General features: G+C 40.8%; 21 protein-coding genes. 14 read left to right on the top strand and 7 right to left on the bottom strand.

The annotated features are described in order from the left end of the window. The first annotated feature begins 235 nt into the window (after positions 1-235). The 9 genes from fapR to IJT21_09385 all read left to right on the top strand — a co-directional run bounded on the left by fapR (position 236) and on the right by IJT21_09385 (position 7,611). Complete coding sequence (gene fapR / locus IJT21_09345) at positions 236-796, top strand: transcription factor FapR (GenBank protein ID MBQ7578456.1); 561 nt, start codon at positions 236-238, stop codon at positions 794-796. 30 nt (positions 797-826) lie between these two features. Beyond that, entirely contained in the window at positions 827-1,819 is a 993-nt protein-coding gene (gene plsX, locus IJT21_09350) for a phosphate acyltransferase PlsX (GenBank protein MBQ7578457.1), read from the top strand. A gap of 6 nt (positions 1,820-1,825) precedes the next feature. Beyond that, positions 1,826-2,779, top strand: a complete 954-nt coding sequence (locus IJT21_09355; GenBank protein MBQ7578458.1) for a DUF561 domain-containing protein — start codon at positions 1,826-1,828, stop codon at positions 2,777-2,779. Beyond that, entirely contained in the window at positions 2,776-3,726 is a 951-nt protein-coding gene (fabD, locus tag IJT21_09360; GenBank protein ID MBQ7578459.1) for an ACP S-malonyltransferase, read from the top strand. Before IJT21_09355 ends, fabD begins: the two co-directional genes overlap by 4 nt. A 1-nt stretch (position 3,727) precedes the next feature. Then, positions 3,728-4,462, top strand: a complete 735-nt coding sequence (fabG, locus tag IJT21_09365) for a 3-oxoacyl-[acyl-carrier-protein] reductase (GenBank protein MBQ7578460.1) — start codon at positions 3,728-3,730, stop codon at positions 4,460-4,462. Between the two features lie 39 nt (positions 4,463-4,501). After that, a complete protein-coding gene (gene acpP, locus IJT21_09370) occupies positions 4,502-4,753 on the top strand; it encodes an acyl carrier protein (protein ID MBQ7578461.1) in 252 nt (83 codons plus the stop codon). A gap of 81 nt (positions 4,754-4,834) precedes the next feature. Beyond that, positions 4,835-6,088, top strand: a complete 1,254-nt coding sequence (fabF, locus tag IJT21_09375) for a beta-ketoacyl-ACP synthase II (GenBank protein MBQ7578462.1) — start codon at positions 4,835-4,837, stop codon at positions 6,086-6,088. After that, positions 6,081-6,806 (top strand): ribonuclease III, encoded by a 726-nt coding sequence (gene rnc / locus IJT21_09380; protein MBQ7578463.1) that lies wholly within the window; start codon positions 6,081-6,083, stop codon positions 6,804-6,806. Before fabF ends, rnc begins: the two co-directional genes overlap by 8 nt. Positions 6,807-6,810: 4 nt before the next feature. Further along, positions 6,811-7,611: a hypothetical protein gene (locus IJT21_09385; GenBank protein MBQ7578464.1), complete on the top strand. Its 801-nt coding sequence runs from the start codon at positions 6,811-6,813 to the stop codon at positions 7,609-7,611. Positions 7,612-7,615: 4 nt separating this feature from the next. On the opposite strand, the gene IJT21_09390 is transcribed toward IJT21_09385, so the two are convergent. Continuing rightward, positions 7,616-8,617 carry a glycosyltransferase family 2 protein gene (locus IJT21_09390; GenBank protein MBQ7578465.1) on the bottom strand — a complete coding sequence of 334 codons (1,002 nt, stop codon included), beginning with the start codon at positions 8,615-8,617 and terminating at the stop codon, positions 7,616-7,618. Between the two features lie 3 nt (positions 8,618-8,620). Further along, on the bottom strand, positions 8,621-9,820 hold the full coding sequence (locus tag IJT21_09395; GenBank protein MBQ7578466.1) for a M20 family metallo-hydrolase: 1,200 nt from the start codon (positions 9,818-9,820) through the stop codon (positions 8,621-8,623). Positions 9,821-10,053: 233 nt separating this feature from the next. Between IJT21_09395 and IJT21_09400 the strand changes: the two genes are divergently transcribed. Continuing rightward, on the top strand, positions 10,054-10,806 hold the full coding sequence (locus IJT21_09400) for a hypothetical protein (protein MBQ7578467.1): 753 nt from the start codon (positions 10,054-10,056) through the stop codon (positions 10,804-10,806). A gap of 38 nt (positions 10,807-10,844) precedes the next feature. Here the strand turns inward: IJT21_09400 and IJT21_09405 are convergent, their stop codons facing one another. Together IJT21_09405 and serC are read right to left on the bottom strand one after the other, a co-directional pair. After that, positions 10,845-12,032 (bottom strand): phosphoglycerate dehydrogenase, encoded by a 1,188-nt coding sequence (locus IJT21_09405; protein MBQ7578468.1) that lies wholly within the window; start codon positions 12,030-12,032, stop codon positions 10,845-10,847. Beyond that, positions 12,033-13,118, bottom strand: coding sequence for a 3-phosphoserine/phosphohydroxythreonine transaminase (gene serC, locus IJT21_09410; GenBank protein ID MBQ7578469.1), 1,086 nt, complete (start codon positions 13,116-13,118; stop codon positions 12,033-12,035). 661 nt (positions 13,119-13,779) lie between these two features. Between serC and IJT21_09415 the strand changes: the two genes are divergently transcribed. Both IJT21_09415 and IJT21_09420 read left to right on the top strand, forming a co-directional pair. Continuing rightward, positions 13,780-15,885 (top strand): glutamine synthetase III, encoded by a 2,106-nt coding sequence (locus IJT21_09415; protein ID MBQ7578470.1) that lies wholly within the window; start codon positions 13,780-13,782, stop codon positions 15,883-15,885. 97 nt (positions 15,886-15,982) lie between these two features. Continuing rightward, positions 15,983-16,783: an MBL fold metallo-hydrolase gene (locus IJT21_09420; GenBank protein ID MBQ7578471.1), complete on the top strand. Its 801-nt coding sequence runs from the start codon at positions 15,983-15,985 to the stop codon at positions 16,781-16,783. 8 nt (positions 16,784-16,791) lie between these two features. Here the strand turns inward: IJT21_09420 and IJT21_09425 are convergent, their stop codons facing one another. From IJT21_09425 to IJT21_09435, 3 genes are read right to left on the bottom strand one after another with little or no spacing between them, the layout of a single operon-like run. Continuing rightward, positions 16,792-18,423 carry a dicarboxylate/amino acid:cation symporter gene (locus IJT21_09425; protein ID MBQ7578472.1) on the bottom strand — a complete coding sequence of 544 codons (1,632 nt, stop codon included), beginning with the start codon at positions 18,421-18,423 and terminating at the stop codon, positions 16,792-16,794. Between the two features lie 55 nt (positions 18,424-18,478). Continuing rightward, positions 18,479-18,736 carry a hypothetical protein gene (locus IJT21_09430; GenBank protein ID MBQ7578473.1) on the bottom strand — a complete coding sequence of 86 codons (258 nt, stop codon included), beginning with the start codon at positions 18,734-18,736 and terminating at the stop codon, positions 18,479-18,481. Between the two features lie 37 nt (positions 18,737-18,773). Beyond that, on the bottom strand, positions 18,774-19,784 hold the full coding sequence (locus IJT21_09435; GenBank protein MBQ7578474.1) for a LysR family transcriptional regulator: 1,011 nt from the start codon (positions 19,782-19,784) through the stop codon (positions 18,774-18,776). Here IJT21_09435 and IJT21_09440 point away from each other — a divergent pair. Together IJT21_09440 and IJT21_09445 are read left to right on the top strand one after the other, a co-directional pair. Then, positions 19,763-20,800 carry an alpha/beta hydrolase gene (locus tag IJT21_09440; GenBank protein MBQ7578475.1) on the top strand — a complete coding sequence of 346 codons (1,038 nt, stop codon included), beginning with the start codon at positions 19,763-19,765 and terminating at the stop codon, positions 20,798-20,800. The genes IJT21_09435 and IJT21_09440 overlap by 22 nt on opposite strands. Positions 20,801-20,852: 52 nt before the next feature. Further along, a partial coding sequence (locus IJT21_09445) for an aldo/keto reductase (protein ID MBQ7578476.1) occupies positions 20,853-21,515 on the top strand: 663 nt, incomplete at its 3' end.

Here is a 21,515-nt window from a genome sequence, read left to right on the forward strand (position 1 = left end):
CATAAAAACGAGTCGTACATGGCATAACTAAAATATTTTCGCGCAATAAAATTAATAGCATTGAGTCAGAATTATTAAAGTCTTTCGGAAACATGCATTTATAATTACGGGCGAGAAAAAACGAGTTTTAGGGGAGCTTAATTTGCAGGTAAAAATTTTTATCACAGCATTGACTAATTCTCTAACAGCAAATATACTTTGCAAAATTTATTTTATAACGAGGTATTATTACTAGGTGCTAAATTATAAACACGAACGCAAATCAAGACAGGAAAAGCTCGCGAAATTAATCGAAGCTAACCCAATGGCAACAGACAGCGAACTCGCAGAGAGTCTAAATGTCAGCGTAAGTACTGTCCGGCTTGACCGTGCATTAATGGGAGTGCCTGAACTTCGTGAACGCATTAAATCAATGGCAGAATCAGCAATAAATAAATTGCAGTCCCTCAACCCCGGCGAAGTCATCGGCGAACTCTTAGAGCTTGAACCTAACAAATGGGCTTTATCCGTCCTCAAGACAGCACAGGAAATGGCCGTAAAATTCACGGATATTATCAGCGACAATTATATTTATTCGCAAGCAAGCTCGATAGCTCTTGCAGTTATTCAGACAGCAGGCGTTATAATCGACTCAATGAGAGGCGAGTACAAGGGACATGCAAAAGTCGGAGATATTCTCGTCGCACGCGCAAAAGTCGGAGTCAATCACGAGGGCAAAAAAATTGTCAGCGTACGCACAAAAGTCGGCGATAAAGAAATTTTTGTAGGCCGATTCATCATAGAGATTAAGCAATAAATCATGAAAGAAGGTGAAAAATTGAGTAATATTACAATCGCAGTTGACGCAATGGGAGGAGACAACGCACCCGCAGAAATTTGCGCAGGAGCCGTGAAAGCCTGCAAAGAGTTTCAGGACATCGAGATAATTTTAACGGGCGATACAGAAAAAATTAAATCCTGCTTAGAATCTCATCCAAGAATACACATTCAGCAGGCTAGCGAAATTATTGACCCCGATGAACACCCCGCAAACGCAATCAGGAAAAAGAAAGATTCAAGCATGAGAGTCGCTATGGAAATGGTAAAGTCCGGTGATGCACAAGGTTGCGTCAGTGCAGGAAGTACGGGCGCAATAGTTTCCGGCGGAGTTCTCGTTGTCGGACGTTTGCCCGGCATTGACAGACCCGCTTTAGGTGTTCCGATTCCATCACTCGAAAAAATTTCTTTCACTCTTGATGTAGGAGCTACTGTCAGATGTAAACCTGAAAATTTGCTGCAATTTGCTTTAATGGGAAATATTTACTCACATAAAATTTTAGGCGTGGCAAATCCTGACATAAGATTATTATCAAACGGTACTGAAGAAATTAAGGGCGATGATACAGTTTTGGGCGCGCGTGAATTAATCAGTCAGAAAGAAAATTTAAACTTTCAAGGATACATCGAGGGCAATAATTTAATAAACGGCATTGCAGACGTAATTGTTTGCGACGGTTTCACGGGAAATATAGCACTCAAGCTCGGCGAAGGAATCATGCAGACTCTAAAATCTTTGCTCGTCGAAGAAGTAAATAAATCTTTTATCGCTAAAACAGGAATGTTAATGCTTGCTCCCGTTGTTAAAAAATTATGGGCAAAATTTAATTACGAGAAATACGGCGGTTCACCGTTGTTAGGCGTAAAAGGCGCAGTAATAAAGGCTCATGGGCGGTCAAAGTCTCCGGCTGTATTAAGCGCAATTAAGGCCGCAAGAGATTTCATAAACGAGAACGCCGCAGAGTTAATAAGCAATGAAATAAATATTTCGGAGGTGAAATAAATGCTGCTGAGAGAAAATAATCGTGTCTGCAAAATTTTAGGCACGAAATATCCGATTATACAGGGCGGAATGGCATGGGTAGCAAATGCAGATCTCGCCGCCGCAGTAAGTAACGGGGGAGGACTCGGAATAATTGCCGCTGCTAACACTCCGCCGGAAATCTTAGAGAAAGAAATTATCAGAGCAAAAAGTTTAATTCACGATAATAAGCCGTTCGGTTTAAATATTATGTTGATGTCCCCGACTGCTGATGACGCGCTCGAAATTGCAGCAAAGCAAAGAGTCCCCGTCGTTACAACAGGTGCAGGCAGCCCCGGAAAAGTTTTAGAGAGATTAAAGCCGCTTGGAACGATTGTAATTCCCGTTATTGCTTCAGTAGCTCAGGCAAAAAGAGTCGAACGTCAAGGAGCAGACGCAGTTGTCGCTGAAGGAATGGAGGCAGGCGGTCATATAGGAGAACTCACAACAATGGTATTAACTCCGCAAATTTCGCAGGCTGTAAAGATTCCTGTTATTTGTGCAGGAGGAGTCGCGGATGGCCGTGGGGTTGTTGCTGCTTTTGCGTTAGGTGCTGAAGGTGTGCAGGTCGGGACTCGTTTTATTTGTTGTGAAGAATGCACGGTACACGCGAATTATAAGCAGGCAGTTATTGACGCTAGAGACAGAAGCACAGCTGTAACGGGTCAAAGTTTAGGGCACCCTGTAAGATGTTTACGAAATAAATTAACGGCAGAATTTGAGAGACTCGAGTCAGAGAATGCCCCCGCGTCAGAAATTGAAGCACTCGGCACAGGCAAATTGCGTGCAGCAGTTGTTGACGGCGATATAAACTGGGGTTCGTTAATGGCCGGTCAAAGTGCTGCAATGGTAAATAATATTTTGCCCGCAAAAGTAATAATAGAAAATATGTTCTCTGACGCAGAAAAAATTTTGTCGAATCTAGGCGAGGTGAAGCAATGAAATATTCTTTATGTTTTCCCGGTCAAGGTGCGCAGGTTGTCGGAATGGGACGTGAATTATATGACTCGTTCAATTCAGCACGTGAAATTTTTGATGAAGCTGATGACTCGTTGTCATGCCATTTGACGCGTTTAATATTTGAGGGCCCGGAAAATGAATTAACCCTCACACGCAACGCCCAGCCCGCAATAATGACTGTGAGTCTTGCTGCCTTGAGTGCGTTAAATAAAGAGTTAGGCGCAAATTTGAGTCCTGTTTGTGCTGCCGGTCATAGTTTAGGCGAGTATACAGCGTTGACAGCAGCGGGAGTCTTGAAATTTTCTGATTCAGTGAGACTCGTGCGTGATAGAGGCGCATTTATGCAGGAAGCTGTACCTGAAGGAGTCGGCTCAATGGCTGCATTACTCGGCGCAAAACCTGATGACGTAAAAAATTTATGTGAGTCAATCGCTCCCAACGGCGAAATCTCACCCGCAAATTTTAATTCCCCCGGACAAATCGTAATTTCCGGAATGACTGAATATATAGATAAAGCAATTGAGCAGGCAAAAAATTTCGGTGCAAAACGTGCCGTAAAATTGAGTGTAAGTGCACCTTTTCACAGTAAATTTATGAAACCTGCCGCAGAAAAATTGAAACTCGAATTTGAAAAAATTTCGTGGTCTGACGCAAAATTTGATATTATCTCGAATGTAAATGCGCAGTCTGTGAAGAATCCTGATATAATCAGAGAGCTTTTATATAAGCAGACGTTCAGCCCGGTTTTATGGGAAGAAAGCGTTTTATATATGGCTGATAAATTATCGGTTGATTTATTTATTGAGCTTGGCCCGGGAGAAGTCCTCGCAGGATTAATAAAGAAGTGCATTAAAGGCGCGAACATTTTATCAGGCGGGACTCCGGAAAAACTAGAGAAAATCAGAGCAGCATTAGAAGAGGTGAAATAATTTGCTCGCACTAGTAACAGGAGCATCAAGGGGAATCGGCAGAGCTATAGCACTTGAACTCGCGAAAAATAATTTTGACGTAGCTATAAATTGCAGTAAGAGCGTTGACTCAGCTAAAAACGTTAGGGACGAAATAATATCTCTTGGCCGTAAATGCGAAATTTTTCAGGCCGATGTAAGCGAATATAATCAAGCTGAAGAAATGTTCAAGGCGATAAAGGCTGCATTTAATGAGTCAGTAAGTGTGCTCGTGAACAATGCCGGAATAACCCGCGATAATCTTTTAATGCGAATGAATCCGGAAGATTGGCAGGCAGTAATAAGCGCGAATCTAAATTCAGTCTTCAACTGCACAAAATTAGCAATTCGTGATATGGCAAAAGCTAAATTCGGCAGGATTATAAATATTTCGTCGGTCGTAGGTTTGACGGGCAATGCAGGACAGTCAAATTATTCTGCGTCAAAAGCGGGTATAATAGGTTTCACGAAATCAATAGCGCGCGAATATGCATCACGGGGAATCACTGCAAATGCGATCGCACCGGGATTTATTGATACAGCTATGACGGAAATTTTGAAGCCTGAGATAAAAGCTGATATACTCAAGACAATTCCCGCCGGAAGAATGGGAAGCCCCGAAGAAGTAGCAAAGGCTGTATTTTTCTTTGCAGATGAAAGCAGCTCATATATAACAGGTCAAGTCCTCGCAGTTGACGGGGGAATGACAATGATTTAATGTATATAAGGCGAATAGTTTTAAGGAGGTGAAATTTTTATGAAGAAAGAAGAAGTAATGGCAAAGTTGGTCGCAATAGTTTCAGACCGTCTTGACGTTGAAGCAGATCAGGTAACGCCGGAAAAAACTTTTGTTGAAGATCTGGGAGCTGATTCGCTTGATATAGTTGAGCTTATAATGGGAATCGAAGAGGAATTTGATATCGAGATCCCCGACGAGGACGCCGAAAAACTTACATCAGTAGGTGAGGCAATGAACTACACACTTGCAAAAATCGGTGTAGAAGATTAATTTATCATGCTGTTAACTGCGGGGTGAGGATTATTTTTTCTTGCCCCGTTTTATTATATATTTTGTAGGAGAGTGATTTATTTGAGCGAAAAGAAACGCAGAGTAGTTGTAACAGGTTTAGGCCCTGTCAGTCCCATTGCAATCGGAAAAAATGATTACTGGCAGGCACTCAGAGACGCGAAAAACGGTATCGGCCCGATTACAACATTTGATTTAGGCGATTGTCCGATTACGTTCGGTGCTGAAATAAAAAATTTTGATCCTTCCGTCTACATGCCCGGCAAAGAAGCAAAGAGATCCGATAGAGCTATACAATTTGCTGTAGCTGCTGCAAAACTCGCAGTAGAAGACTCAAAAATTGATTTGTCAACTATAGATCCGTATAGACTCGGCGTTTATATCGGCACAGGTCAAGGCGGTATAGAGACATCATTTAATAATTTCAGGACTATGCTAGAAAAAGGCTCGAAACGAGTCAGCCCTTATTTTATCCCGATGATGATTAGCAACATGTCAACAGCTTATGTCGCAATAGTTTTAGGCGCAAAAGGCCCGAATTTGTGTGTAGTTACAGCGTGTGCTACTTCTTTGCATTCAATGGGTGAAGCCTATCATGCAATTATTCGCGATGATGCAGATGTAATTATTTCCGGCGGAACTGAGGCAGCTTTACGAGCTATAAGCATTGCAGGTTTTGCGTCAATGAAAGCATTATCAACTAAGAACGATGACCCCGAACACGCAAGCAGACCGTTTGATAAGAATCGCGACGGTTTTGTAATGGGTGAAGGTGCCGGAGTCGTTGTGCTTGAAGAATTAGAACACGCACTCGCACGGGGAGCGCACATTTATGCAGAATTTACCGGCTATGGGACTTCATGCGACGCAGTACACATTACAGCACCCGACCCCGAAGCAAAAGGAGCAGCCTACGCAACAAATAAAGCTCTGAAAATGTCGGGATGGGACGTGAGTCAAGTTGATTACATAAACGCTCATGGAACTTCGACGGGCTTAAATGACAAAATGGAGGCCGGAATGATTAATAAAGTTTTCGGCGAACACGCAAAAAATATCACTGTTACATCAACAAAATCAATGATAGGTCATTGCTTAGGTGCTGCCGGAGGTCTTGAGGTCATCGCGTCAATTCAGGCAATCGAAGAAGGTTATATTCACCCGACTTTAAATTATGAGACTCCAGATCCTGAGTGCGATATAAATATTTCAACTGGTGCAGGTGTCAATCGCAAAGTTGATAGATTGCTTGTAAATAGTTTCGGTTTTGGCGGTCATAATGGAGTCTTAGCTTTTGGGAGATACGGCCTTGAGTGAAATTGAATTAGAGCCTCTGCGCAGGATGCCTAAACTTTATGAGCCTGATGTGAAATTTCTTGAAGATGAGCTTGGCTATACTTTTGACGATAGATATTTACTTGAGGAGGCTTTGTCTCATTCTTCATTTGCTCATGAGTACGGGTTTCATTATAACAATGAGAGATTAGAATTTCTCGGCGATTCTATATTGAGCTTTGTGATTGCTCGTGCATTATTCAAGATGTACCCGGACGCTAACGAAGGAGAATTAACGAGAATGCGCGCAGAACTCGTGAAGAGCGACTCACTTTATCGCAAGGCCGAGGCTTTGAGAATCCCATTTTTATTGTTGCACGGGCACGCGATGAAGACCGGAGAACTACCGCAGTCAATTTGCGGGAATGCTTTAGAGGCTTTAATCGGCGCAGTTTGTCTTGATGGGGGAGTCGGTTCTGCTGAAAGAGTGATAAAAAAATTGTTCCTCAGAGACGCAGAAGAACAAGGAGCAGGGCCAGACCCTAAATTAAATCTTCAAATGTGGCTGCAAGCGCGCGCTATGCCTTTACCGAAATATGAGCTTATCTCAACAAAGGGGCCTTCACACGCTCCAACGTTTGAAGTAAGACTCAGGATGTGCGGTTTTGAACATGTAGAGTCAGACAGAACGAGAAAAGGTGCAGAAGCAAAAGTAGCTGATTTGATTCTTCACGATTTGAGGGAAAAATTTGGCGCGTAAGTTTTTGGCACTGATTATAATTTTACTTTTTTGCGGAGCTAGTTATCCTGATGAGAAATTGCGTATTGCTGTAACTCATCCATGGCTGGCTCTGCTGGCTTCATTTATCGGGGGGCCGGAAGTCGAGATTACACCCTTGCGAGTCTGGAATAATAACGGAGATTTAGTAATGGCCGAAAAAGGGAAGACTCTGCGCGAACTCGATAAAGAATCTCGAATCATTGCACTTGACTCAAATGATTTAAAAGCTGCCGGCATTGACGGAAAAAATAATTTTGTCGTGAGGTGCTTATATTCGCCGTTCCCTGTAAAATTGACATCACTTGCGGATCCTTCAGTTATTCCATTTGTAGCGCAAAGAATTTTAACGGCCTTGTCTGAATGGGACGTGCAGAATTATTCGCATTATCAGCGCAGACTCGCAGAATTTCAAGCGAGATTATCAAGTTCGATTTTAGTCGGCCAAGTTCTGAAGGATATTACATTTTGTGATTTGTCGGGGTCTAGCGGCGTTTTGTTGATGGCAGCGGGTTCAAAAGTTGAGCGCCCTGAATCTTTTGACGTGTGGCAGAACGGGAAATTAACGAATTTTCGCGAATTTATTGACTCGCAAAGGGAGTCAGGCAAAGCAATTTTAATCGATGACGACACCCCCGCGAATATAAAGCGTTCTTTGACGGGAAAATCTGACGTTTACAAATGGGAGAGACCGCCGTTAGATGTTGATTACCCGGCATTTTTGCACGAGCAGTATATTTCACTCTGGCAAAATATCACGAAGAAGCAGCCTTCCCGAAAACGTTAAAAATTTAATTATCTTCCGGAACTTTTCCGCGATACTTTATGAATCTATAAATTTTTCGCAATGGAGTTATTTTGCTGATTATAGTTCTTATATTATATAGTATTAATATTAACCACACGTACGGCATGAATCCCGAAACTTTTAATTGACATGATGTAGTCTTTAATATGTCCTTGAAGTAGGGACGGGCTTTTGCAAAGTAAGTAGTCAATGTACATAATTCAAAAATGTACCATTTATCAGCAGCCTTCTTGCCTATATGATCATATAATTTATTTACGGTTAATTTCAGTTGTTTTATTTTGTCGGTTACTCTTGAGTAATATAACTCGTCATTTTGGGATTTTATCGAATAACCTAATGATATGCTTTCTTTATGGACTCTGTACACGCCTACATAATCGCTCATGAAATATGAATCAGCAATAATAACAGCTTCTCTATATATTTCTACATCGAATATTCTCATGTTCTCAAGTCCGGCCTTGCGCAAAATTTCAGCCTTAAAGACTGTTGGAAAAGTTGACAATGGTTTATTGCGCTTAAGAATATAATCAAGTCCGTTAACTCGTCCGGGAGCCCCAATATTGTGTTCTGTGTTAGTTCTGCCTGTCTCAATCGTAAACATTTCTACATTTGCACAGACAAAAGAAAGAGGGGCGTTTTCTGAATCATGCTCCTCAAAAATTTTTACTGCCTTCGCGAAAAAGTCATAATCTGTGTAATAATCATCGTCATCAAGAAAAGTTATATATTTTCCGCGTGCATTTCTTAGACCCAAGCTGCGATTAATTTCCGGCCCGCTGTTTTTCTCATTCCTGAAATACCGCACTCTAGTATCAGTTATAGTCTTCACAAATTCGTCTGTGCCGTCAGTCGAGCAGTCATCAACTATTATTACTTCAAGACTCTTTTGACTCTGCTTCAAGACACTGTCAAGAGCTTCCGCAAGCATTTCTTTCCGGTTATAAGTGGGAATAATAACACTTTGTAACGGGCTGTCCATTTTTTATTCACCTGCCATTACCAGCGCAAAAACTTTCGCATTATTCACGAGATAATCTATTTCTGTGTACTCGTCCGGCATATGAGCAACCCCGTCACACTCTTGAGACCACACAACAGCAGGAATATTTCTATTTCTGAACAATGCAGCAAAAGTTCCGCCGCCGATTCCGCCCGTTTTAGGTTCAATATTTAATACCTCGCGAATCGACTTCACGAGAATTTTAACGACTTCAGAGTCGGGACTCGTGGGTTGTGCTGCGTCTTCTCTGCTGACTTCAAGCTCAATTACTGCACCGGTGCGGGACTCTATATCTTTGCAAATTTTTTGTACAAGCTCGATAACTTCATCAAGATTAATGCTCGGCAAAATTCGGCAGTCAAAATAAAATTTTTCGACTCCTGGTACTGTATTAACATTCGGGACATTTGCGGCTCTCTTCGTAGGCTCAAACGTTGAAGCAGGAAAATCAAAATTTTCGTCATTTTCCGGGAATGCTTTGTGTAAAGCCTCGTCGACTTCGTAAGCTAACATATTTGCAACTCTGCACGAATTTAAACCGGTGTGAGGCATTGAGGCGTGTACTTGCTTCCCCTTCACAGTAAAACCAAGTTGGAGTCTCGCCTTCTCTGCTGTCTCGATAAAATCTCCTGCGTCATTTCCGGAGTCAGGAACGATTACTAAATCATCAGGTCTGAATAAATCGCGCTCTAACAATTTTTCGAGTCCGTAATGGCTGCCCATTTCCTCGTCAGCTACGAACGCAAGCAAAATAGTATATTCCGGTTCAACGCCAGCATTAATTAACGCCTTCAAAGCATACAACGACGCAACGAGTCCATTTCCGTTATCGCTTACTCCGCGTCCGTAGAGTCTTGAGCCTTTAACAACGGGATCAAACGGGTCAATCGTCCATAAAGATCTATCGCCTTCGGGCACTATGTCAACGTGAGTCAATATGCAGACTCTTTGCGCTTTTTTTCCTGGATATTCGAGAAATAAAGAAGGTCTGTCGCCTTCTGGATCTTCGACTATGTGCAGATCTATTTTTGCTTTATCGAGGCCGAGAAGGTTTATAATTTTTCTAAGCTCGTTAATTTTTGCAAGTTCGCCCGTCCCGCCGTTGTGGGGTGATACAGCCGGGAATTTACATAAATGAGTGAGAGTCTTGACCATTACATTACGTAAATTTTCGGCTTCCATTAAAATTTTGTCGTGCAATTAAATAATGCCTCCTGAAAGTTTTTATATAATTTTACAGCATAAACGCAAAAAAAATCTCTCCGGATGGGTGCAAATATATTTTCGACACACATAAACATAAATCAGGCGGGAAAAATTTATTAAAGTCTCTAGTCAAAATTACCGATAAGACAAATAAAACAGAAAAATTTTTCATGAATTTATATATATTACAGAAGGAGTGAACAACAATTATGCGCATTAATGAATACATGATGAATCAATCTGTTATGTTCCCAGCACAGAATAATTTGCAGAATACAAGAGACTCACAGCCGCGCGAAAATCCCGAATTTGATGCATTTCTTCAAGCAGCAGCAATAAACAGCCGCACTTATGACTCGTCAGGTACAATCCCCGGCGGAGTTCCTCCCGTACCTCCTTCGAGCGAGTCAGGCTTTAAGCAGGATTTTACGGCCTCAAGTGAATTTATGTCGCGAGTCTCTAATGCTTTCCGCGCAAATATTGACAGTATTCAAGCTGCTATGTCGGGACTTGGCCTCACCGTTGAAGATTTGAGCGACTCTGAAAATTTAACGTTATTGGGCGAAACTTTGAACGAGGGTGCAGAAGCTCTCGGACTTCCTCAAATTGAAAACGTTGACAATGAAGTCGCAAAACTTTTAGGCAAGGACGACAAGAAACCAGAAATGCCAGATTTACCCGGCGGGAGTCATAATGAACCAGTCAAGAAAGAAAACGAGTCCGGCGAGACAGAAGTAAATACAAAAATTGTTAATTCCGGCAGAGTTTCTTACTTGGAGACCGAGAAAACTTCAGCTAACGGCGTTACAACAACTACCCGCACAATGATAGGCAGCATGGGAAAAACCAGCACAATGAGAGGCGGAGTAAGTGCCTTCGGTGGAATGCCGACAACAAAAACTTTCAGCGGTACATCAGGAATCAGCGATCTAAACCGCATAAATTTCATCAAAGCGAAATAAAAAATTTGCCCTCAGGAATAATCCCGGGGGCTTTATTGTTACATTCTTTCTGTTACTCGTCTGACTCGTTTAACGCCGTCTATTTCCTTGAGCCTTTCGACTGTATCCTCCGGCATTTTGTGAGAAATATCTAATAATGTGTAAGCGTAAGAGCCTTTTGCTTTGTTCAACAAATTTTCTATATTGAGGCCGTTATTACCGAAAAACGCTGTAATTTGCGATAACATGTTCGGGATATTTTGATGTAATATAGCGACTCTTGCTTCAGTCTCACAGATTCCGGCGTTAATATCGGGATAATTTACGGAGTTATTTATATTCCCGTTGTCAAGATAATCTTGCAATTGAACGACGGCCATTACTGCGCAGTTGTCTTCGGCTTCTTCTGTTGACGCTCCCAAGTGAGGCAAAATTATAGAATTTGGAAGATTTGCGCTTATTGCATTCGGGAAATCAGAAATATATTTTGCTACATGACCTGATTCAAGTGCTGATTTTAACGCTGACTCATCAACTAAGACATCACGTGCAAAGTTCAAAATTTTTATGCCGTCTTTCATTTTCGCGATTGCGTCAGAATTTACCATGTGTCTTGTATTTGCTCCGGCGGGAACATGAATCGTTATATAGTCGCTCGCTGAATAAACCTCTTCGGCCGTGTCAGCGTGTTTTATCATGGGACTTAACATCCACGCAGATTTTAACGATAAATAAGGGTCATAGCCTAAAACATTCATTCCTAACGAGACAGCAGCATTTGCAACACGTACACCGATAGCACCGAGTCCTATAACGCCGAGAGTCTTGCCCTGAATCTCATGACCTGCAAAATTTTTCTTGATTTTCTCTGCAAGTTTGGAAATATTTTCATCTTTTGCGTTGTCATTGACCCATTTTATTCCAGCAAAAATATCACGTGAAGCAAGTAATAAACCGGCCAAGACTAATTCTTTGACGGAGTTTGCATTTGCTCCGGGAGTGTTGAAGACTACGACTCCATTTTCTGAACATTTATCGATGGGAATATTATTTACTCCTGCACCTGCACGGGCGATCGCGCGCAACTCGGCCGGAAAATTCATATTCAGCATATCAGCAGAACGAACAAGAATCCCGGCTGCTTCGTCGGGTGTGTCAATTAATTCATAACCTTTGCGGAATTTTTCGAGTCCTACACTTGCTATGCTATTAAGACAGCAAATTTTTCTGTGCTTGGGACAAATCATTTATTGAGCGTGCCTCTTTTCAAAATCTGTCATGAACTCAACGAGCTTGTATACTCCCTCGATAGGCATTGCGTTATAAAGTGATGCTCTCATGCCTCCGACTGAACGATGACCCTTTATATTTTTGAGTCCTGCCTGTGATGCCTCTGCTGCAAATTCCGCGTCAAGTTCTTTATTTCCCGTTACAAATGGGACGTTCATTAAAGATCTGTCTTTCTTGTCGACTGTGCCGTGAAATAATTTAGAGTTGTCGAGATAGTCATATAAAACTTTTGCCTTTGCCTGATTCAACTTGTGCATTTCTTCAACGCCGCCGAGTTTTATCAGCCACTTAAAGACTAATCCGCACACGTAAATATTAAAGCACGGGGGAGTGTTGAACAACGATTTATTATCAGCGTGAGTCTTATATTTCATCATAGTGGGCGTATAAGGCAAGACATCATCACGAATTAAATCATCACGAATTATGACGATAACGACTCCTGCAGGCCCGACGTTTTTCTGAACACCTCCGTAAACAAGCCCGTAATTATTCACGTCAACAGGCTCACTCAGGAACATTGACGAAATATCAGACACTAAAATTTTGCCCTTAGTGTTGGGAAGAGTCTTAATTGTTGTCCCGTGTACTGTCTCATTCTGGCAAATATAAACGTAGTCGGCATTGGGTGAAATATTTAAATCTGACAAATCAGGAATGTACGAAAAATTTTTATCTGCCGAGCTTGCGATCTCGTTGACAGTTCCGAAAATTTTTGCTTCAGCTGCTGCCTTCTTTGACCACTGGCCTGTTACGATATAATCAGCTGCACGGTTAATCATTAAGTTCATGGGAATCATCGCAAATTGAGTGTAAGCTCCTCCCTGAAGGAATAAAACGCGATAATTTGCGGGAATGTTCATCAATGAGCGTAAATTTTTTTCTGCCTCGTTGATAATGTCCTCGAAATCTTTGGATCTGTGGCTCATTTCCATTACTGACATGCCACTATTGCCGTATTCGAGTAATTCAGCCTGCACAGTTTTTAACACTTCTTCAGGCAAGACTCCGGGGCCTGCGCTGAAATTGTAAACTCTGCTCAAATTTTATTTCTCCTTACTGTAATAATATAATCATATAATCTGCAATATTATAGCAGTGTGAATCTTGATTCATGAGTCAGCATGAAAAATTTAATTCGCGCAATAGTCAGCAGCAAAATATAAAAACGTTCATGAATTTTTTGCAGCAATAATAAAAATTTTCTCTATCAACATTTGTGAAGGTCATGAATATTTACGTGCTATAAAATTTAATTCGCGCAATAGTCATCAGCAAAATATAAAAACGTTCATGAATTTTTTGCAGCAATAATAAAACTTTTCTCCGTCAACATTTGTGAAGGACATGAATATTTATGTGCTATAAAATTTTTTCGCGCAGTAGTCATCAGCAAAATATAAAAACGTTCATGAATTTTTTGCAGCAATAATAAAAAATTTTCTCTGTCAACATTTGTGAAGGCTATAAAATATTAAAATTTTCGTATTAGTAAATGTATTAGTAAAAAATTGCAGCTCCCTCAATAAATTTTTAAGAGAACTGCACGCATTTATTATATCAAATATGAGTGTAATTCAAAAATTTATATCAATCCTAACTCTACAGCAATATTGCAAAAAATTATCTCAGTGTTAAAATATTCCGCAAGTTAAGCAAAAAATTTCGTAAAAAAATTGCTTAATGATGGAGGTAATTTGCATAATGAGCGAAAAATTAAAGTCTATTCGGGAAATTTATGGTACATTAGTATTTAACCGCCGAGTCATGAAAGAAAGACTCAATCCCGACATTTATGATCAAGTCATCGCAGCTATCGAAGGACGAAGCAGACTCGATAGTCAAGCAGCCGACATCGTAGCAGGTGCATTAAAGGACTGGGCAATCTCAAACGGTGCTACACATTGGGCGCACTGGTTCCAGCCTATGAGCGAATTAACAGCAGAGAAACATACAGCTTTTACACAGTCAGACTCAGAAGGCAGACCCATTGAAGTCTTCAGAGGTCATAATCTTTCACAAGGTGAGCCGGACGCGTCGAGCTTTCCAAGTGCGGGGACTCGTTCAACATTTGAAGCGCGCGGTTATTCTGCGTGGGACATCTCAAGCCCTGCATTTATCGTGAAAAGCGAAAAGGGCGGGACTCTCTGCATTCCGTCTGTGTTCCTCTCATTTGACGGCACACCATTAGATTTGAAGACTCCTTTATTGCGAAGTCTTGACGCTGTTGAATCTCGTGCGTTAAAACTTTTGAGAATGTTGGGTCAACGCGGTATTAAATCCGTGAAAATGACCGTTGGTGCTGAACAAGAATATTTTTTGCTTGACCGTCCTAGAGCTCAGAAAAGGCCGGATATTAGATTTTGCGGTAGAACTCTAATCGGTGCACAACCTGCAAAAGATCAAAAGTTAGATCATCACTACATGGGAGCTATTCCCGGACGCGTTTTGCGTTACATGGAAGACGTTGAACGCGATTTGGCGAGGCTAGGTGTATCAATTACTGCACGTCATAATGAGGTCGCGCGCTGTCAGTTCGAATTTGCACATTTATTCAACGAAGCAAATATTGCCTGCGATCAGAATCAAATTTTAATGGAAACTATGAGAAAACTTGCACGCACTCATGAATTAAGATTATTATTTCACGAGAAACCTTTTAACGGCATGAACGGAAGCGGCAAGCACACAAATATTTCACTCATGGACAGCGAGGGCAGAAATTTATTAAAGCCTTCACATAATAGTAGAAGAAACGTAATTTTTCTCGCGTTTATGGCTGCTGCTGTGCTGGGTCTAAGCAAATTTCATAGTTTATTGCAGGCAAGTATCGCAACTTACGGAAATTTATTCAGACTCGGAGGCCACGAAGCTCCCCCGTCGATTATGAGCGTTTATTTGGGTGCAGCTCTTACGGATTTAATAAATAAAGGCGACGCAAATTTACCGGACAAAGGCATAATTGATATTGGTCTTACGAAATTGCCGGACATTATTCCGTTTGACAGCGATAGAAACCGTACGAGTCCTATAGCTTTTACGGGCGATAAATTCGAGTTCCGCGCACCTGGTTCGAGTCAAAGTATCGCACTGCCAGTTACAATGTTCGCAAGCATATGGGCGTGGGGAATTGAGCAATTAACAGCAAAGATCGCCGCAAAAAATTCCGATGACCCGATAGAAGCAGCCTTAATCGCAAGCACTGAGGCATTCAAAGAAGGCAGCAAAATTTTATTTGAGGGCGACGCTTATAGCCATGAGTGGCAGGACGAAGCAAGAAAACGCGGTTTAATCGAGGCTGAAGACATCCCCGGACGTATTGATCTATTATTGAAACCGGAAAATAAATCAATGCTCGAAGAATTAAAAGTTTTCAAGCCCAACGAACTCGAAAATTTACACAAAATCAGGCTCGAAAATTTCTGCACTGGTCTCGAAGTAGAAGCAGCTGTCTTGTATGACATGTTATTTGAAGGAGTCTTGCCGGCGTTATCGAAACAATTAGTGCTTGAGAGAAATTCACTTTATGCCTTTGACGGTGTAGATTTTGGCGACGACAAACCTTGGCGCGATTACATTAAAGGCTTGGGAACTGCGAAGAATGCTTTAATTGCCGACGCTGCCGTATTGAACGAGTATAGAACGAGTCTAGCTGACTTGAATGCACGTGAGCGGGCTGATTTCCTGACTTATAAAATTTTGCCGCTTATGGACTCTATCCGGACTAAATGCGATGCTGCCGAACTTGTAACGAGTGCTGAAATTTGGCCGTATCCCATTTATAGAAATTTATTGAGTCTCTCGGCGTAAAGAAATAAATTATTTTTCCTGCGTGATAGCTTTGTCGCGCAGGTTTGCTTTTGAGCTGTAAAGAATCATTATAGAAAAAAGGAGTCATCTTTTATTCATGCAAATAACTATGTTAGGAACCGGCAACGCTTTAGTAACTGAATGCTATAACACTTGCTTTGTAATGCGATCTGAGTCAGGAAATATTTTAATCGATACCGGCGGAGGAAATTATATCTTGCACCAGTTAAAGCGCATAAATCTCGATTTACAGGACATTCATAATATTTTCATCACTCATGCGCATATAGATCACATTCTTGGCCTAATCTGGATAATTAGAATCTCAGCGCAAAGAATGAACAAGAATATTTTTAACGGTGATCTAAATATTTATTCACATGATGAAGTCTTGAGTCTCGTTCAGGAGTTAGCAAATAAATTATTGCTGCCATATCAGGCCGGTTTTATCGGGAAAAGAATACATTTAATCGAAATCAAGCATGACGAAACACGAATTATAGCCGGACAAGAATTTAAATTCTTTGACATTCACTCCAACCGCACAAAGCAATTCGGATTTTGCATGAACTATGACGGCTCGAAAAAATTAACCTGCTGCGGCGACGAACCATGCAAAGAATCAAGCGAAATTTATGCGATTAATTCTGATTGGTTGTTGCACGAGGCTTTTTGCTTGTACTCGCAGGCGGAAATTTTCAGACCCTACGAGAAGAATCACTCAACAGTTAAGGACGCAAGCACATTAGCACAGAGACTCAATATAAAAAATTTGTTGCTATATCACACGGAAGACGCAAATTTATCACAACGCCGCGAATTATATACAAACGAGTCAAAGCAATATTTCACGGGAAAAATTTTTATTCCTGACGATTTAGAGACTCTGACTCTGTAAGCGCAAATTTACGAGTTAAAAATTTCCCGGTCAATCATATTTTCGTGAGCAGCTGCAATAATAGTAGTTAAAGTATTCCCGAAAGCATTTGCAGGAGATGAAGTCATGTCAATAATCGGAGCTACTGACATCAAAAGCGCAATAGCCTCAATCGGACAGCCAAACATAACTATAGCAGCCGATATTGATATAAACGTCCCGCACGGCACAACAGGAGCAGCAATCTCCAGCAGCAAAAACGTAAACATCATTGACAATGCCGTCAAAGGCTCGATATTTATTCCGTAAATGTATGCAAGAGTCAGCGTCCCTAATGAAAGTTGTATACAGCTCCCTAATTTATTTATTGCAGTGCCTAAGGGTATAGCGATATTATAAAGTTTAGGGCTTATTCCCATTTTCTGCGCGGCATTAAGATTATCGGGTATTGCTGCATTGCTTGAACACGCGGCCATAGACGTAATAATAACCGGCATTGACTTAAGCAAAATTTTTAACGGGTTAAGACGACTCATAAATGAAGCAATTAATAGACATATTGTCAATATCACCGTAAGACCTGACACGAAAGCAAATAAAATCTCGATTAATGACATCATAGTTTTCCCGCCGATAGTCAAAATCATAGACGTTATAGAACAAAACACGGCCAACGGAATAAATTTCATAACAGCTGTAGTAATCTGCATAAAAATTTTGTTGCACTCATCGAGAAATGATTTAAATATGGCTGCTCCTGACTTTATGACGGCCAATCCCAAGAAAAGCGCAAGTACTATTAATTGCAGCAAGTCGGCATTCAAAAACGGTTTGACGAGATTATCAGGGAAAATATTTATAATTGTATCTTTGACGGAGACTGAGCCGGAAATTATATTACTTGCATTTACGGCAGAGACAGCGATATTTTTTCCGGGCTTGAGCAAATAAAATATTCCGATTCCTGTGAGATTCGCAAGAATTTGCATGACGAGAAAGCACACTAATAATATACCGCCGACCTTCTTTAATTCTGCAAGATTGCTGATATTCGCTATACATGAGGCAACAGAGAAAAATACAAGTGCGATGGCGCATAATTTAAGCGTGTTCATAAAAATTTTACTTATGACCGATAAAATATTTTCGTTAAAGTAAATGCAGGCAGCTTCGGACGCAAAATTTTTCATAACAAATCCCGTTATGACTGCAAGAATTAAGGCCGCTCCGGTGTAATAAAGCGATGTATAAGGAGATTTCAGCGCAGTAATAGTTATATAATTTGTGCCTCTATTATGATGATAACGCAATTTTTCAGTAAATGACTTCATTAGGAGATTTGATATAGCGTCGGCAGTTCTTCCGGAAATTTCTTCCTTCTCAAAGTCTATGCCGAAATTAAGACTCTCTTCGAAATCAAATTTTTTGCCGCCCACTGAAATATTAATTTTCACGCTGCCCAGAAATTTTGTAACGTTGACACATAATTTATTTTTCTCTGTCAAATTTGCGTGTTCAAGCAGTCTGTTAATAGATTCTTCGGCCATTAATTGAGACTGGTTAACGGTTTTGTGATTGGAAATATATTTACTGATCTCGCTGCGAATAAAGTTCATAGCATCAGATAAACATTGAGAGTTCACGTCAAATTCCTGATACAATAAAATCTCCTCCCAGAATAATTATTATAAAGTGTGAAAAGTTTTATAGATTTTATCACAATATTTCAGCGCAAGAATCAAGAAATTTTTTAGCAGCCTTCGAGAAAATAGACTCTTTCTTCCACGCAAGAATTAACCCGGCTTTTATTTCTGGTTGCAACGGAACAAATTTTAAATCGCTTTCTGTGATAACTCCCTCAATAGTAACAAGCAGGCCAAGACCCTCACGCACCATTATTGACGCATTGAACGCAAGATTATGAGTCCCGATAATATTTAATTCTTCGACAGGACAGCCGAGCCACACTATCATAAAATGTGAGAAACTCACACTGAGATTTTGCTTGAATTTATACGCATGAATACGAGCATGAATCAAGAAATTTTTTAGCAGCCTTCGAGAAAATAGACTCTTTCTTCCACGCAAGAATCAACCCCGCTTTTATTTCAGGTTGCAACGGGACAAATTTTAAATCGCTTTCTGTGATAACTCCCTCAATAGTAACAAGTAGGCCAAGATCCTCACGCACCATTATTGACGCATTGAACGCTAAATTATGAGTCCCGATAATATTTAACTCTTCGACAGGAAAGCCGAGCCACTCTGAAAACTCTCCCTGTGATTTTGCCTGATGTGAAAATAAAAGCTCCCGCCCGCGCAAGTCTTCAGGAACGATAAAATTTTTTCCCGCTAAATTATCATCAAGCCGCATAATTACTCCCCATTTATCTGAATTTGGCAATGCAAGAGAGTCATATTTGTTGAGATTAACTTTTCCCACGAACAGCCCGAAATCAATTAACCCCTTGTCTAATTTGTCTGTGATGTCTTCTGCGTCGCCGCTTATCATGCGATATTTTACGCCCGGATAATTTACGCGCAGAGATTTTAATATTTTGCCGATATAATTAACTCCGGCGGTTTCTCCTGATCCGATATAAATAGTGCCTGTTATATTTTCCTGATCTGAATTAATTAACTCCGCTAAAGTCTTTGACTCGAGTTCTATAATTTCTTGCGCGCGTTTCTTGAGTAATAGGCCGTCTTCAGTGAGTCTGATATTATAATTTCCGCGAATGTATAATTTCTTGCCGGTTTCCTGCTCTAACTGTGAAATTTGGCGCGATAGAGTCGGCTGCGTTATGTGGAGTCTTATAGCTGCTTTTGTCAAGCTCTCCTGCTCGGCTACTTCGAGAAAATATTTCAGCGTTCTTAATTCCATAATTGCCTCCGGATATAAAATTTTCTGCATAACTAATTTTACTATATAAGCATTAGACATTTCACGCGCAAATTGCGATAATTTATGCAAGATTTCAATCAGGAGGACTATATAACATGATAAAAATTTTAGCGGCACTTGCAATAATTTCGTGTTTTGCTTCAGCTTCTATGGCAAAAGATTCTATTACGGATTTTACGGAAGATACAAGAGTTTTCAAGATTGACTCAAGCATTCAGGTAAAGAAGGCACATTTTCATAACCGCTACGGAATTGATTTAACGGGAGATTTATATTTGCCTGCGAACTTTGACGCGTCGAAAAAATATCCTGCTGTTGCTGTAGCTGGTCCGTTTGGTGCAGTAAAGGAACAAGTTTCGGGACTCTATGCTCAGGAAATGGCGAAGGCTGGTTATGTTGCGCTTGCGTTCGATCCTTCATTCACGGGTGAAAGCGGCGGGGCAGTGCGTTATGTCTCATCACCTGAGATTAACACAGAAGATTTTTCTGCGGCTGTAGATTTTCTTTCCGTGCAAAGCTGTGTAGACCCTGAAAAAATCGGCATTATCGGCGTTTGCGGATGGGGCGGAATTGCTTTAAACGCTGCTGCGGCCGACACGAGAATAAAAGCTACTGTTTCATCAACTATGTACAACATGTCAAGAATCGCTGCTAACGGATATTTTGACGCTGATAACAACGAAGAAGCCCGTTACAACGCGAAAAAGGCCATGAACGAGCAGAGAACAAAAGATTATCAGTCAGGAACTTACGCGCGTGCAGGCGGAGTAGTTGATCCGTTGCCCGACGATGCACCCCAGTTCGTGAAAGATTATTACGCTTATTACAAGACTCCGAGAGGCTATCACAAACGCTCGCTTAATTCAAATGAAGGCTGGAACGTTACAGCAGGTTTAGCATTAATGAATATGCCCATGCTTGCATTTGTTGAAGAGATTCGCTCACCGGTTTTGCTTGTACACGGAGAAAAAGCGCACTCAAGATATATGAGCGAGGACACTATAAAGCGTCTCAAAGGCGATAACAAGAAATTAATTATCGTTCCCGGCGCGTCTCATTGTGATTTATATGACAATCTCGAAAAAATTCCGTTCAATGAGATTATAGCTTTCATGAATAACTACGTGAAATAAATAAATTTTTCTGCCTCGTGAGAAAATATCTTGCGGGGCTTATTTTATTATCATGAAGAAATTATTAATCTGTACAATAATTATTATGCTCGCTGCTTTTCCTGTTTCAGCAATGGAATATCTTGCACTCAATGACGGAAATAAAATCCCCGTTTTAGGCTTGGGCACGTGGACACTTGATAATAATCAGGCTGCTGAATGCGTTTATGTTGCAATAAAAGCAGGTTACAGACTCATTGACACAGCAAAATATTACGGAAATGAGTCAGGAGTCGGACAGGGAGTCAGGCGCGCAATAAGTGAAGGCATAATAAAGCGCGAAGAAATTTTTATAACCAGCAAAATTTTACCCTGCAATAATCCCGACGAAGCAATAAACGCGTCAAATAAAGCACTTGGCCTCGATTACATTGACTTAATGCTTATACACCAGCCCGGTTATAATGACGAGGAAACATACAAAGCTCTTGAACGCGGAGTCAAGTCCGGCAAAATAAAATCTATCGGAATATCAAATTATTACACGCCTTCAGAGTTTGAGAGGATAGCAAAAATTTCGTCAATTATGCCCGCAATAGTTCAGAACGAGAATCACATTTTTTATCAGAATACAGACCTGCAAAAATATTTATCTCGTTACGGCGTAATAATAGAGTCTTGGTATCCTTTCGGAGGCCGGGGAAATACGCGCGAAATTCTCAATAATCCGGCCATA

Source organism: Synergistaceae bacterium (assembly GCA_017443945.1).
Taxonomy (GTDB): domain Bacteria; phylum Synergistota; class Synergistia; order Synergistales; family Aminobacteriaceae; genus JAFUXM01.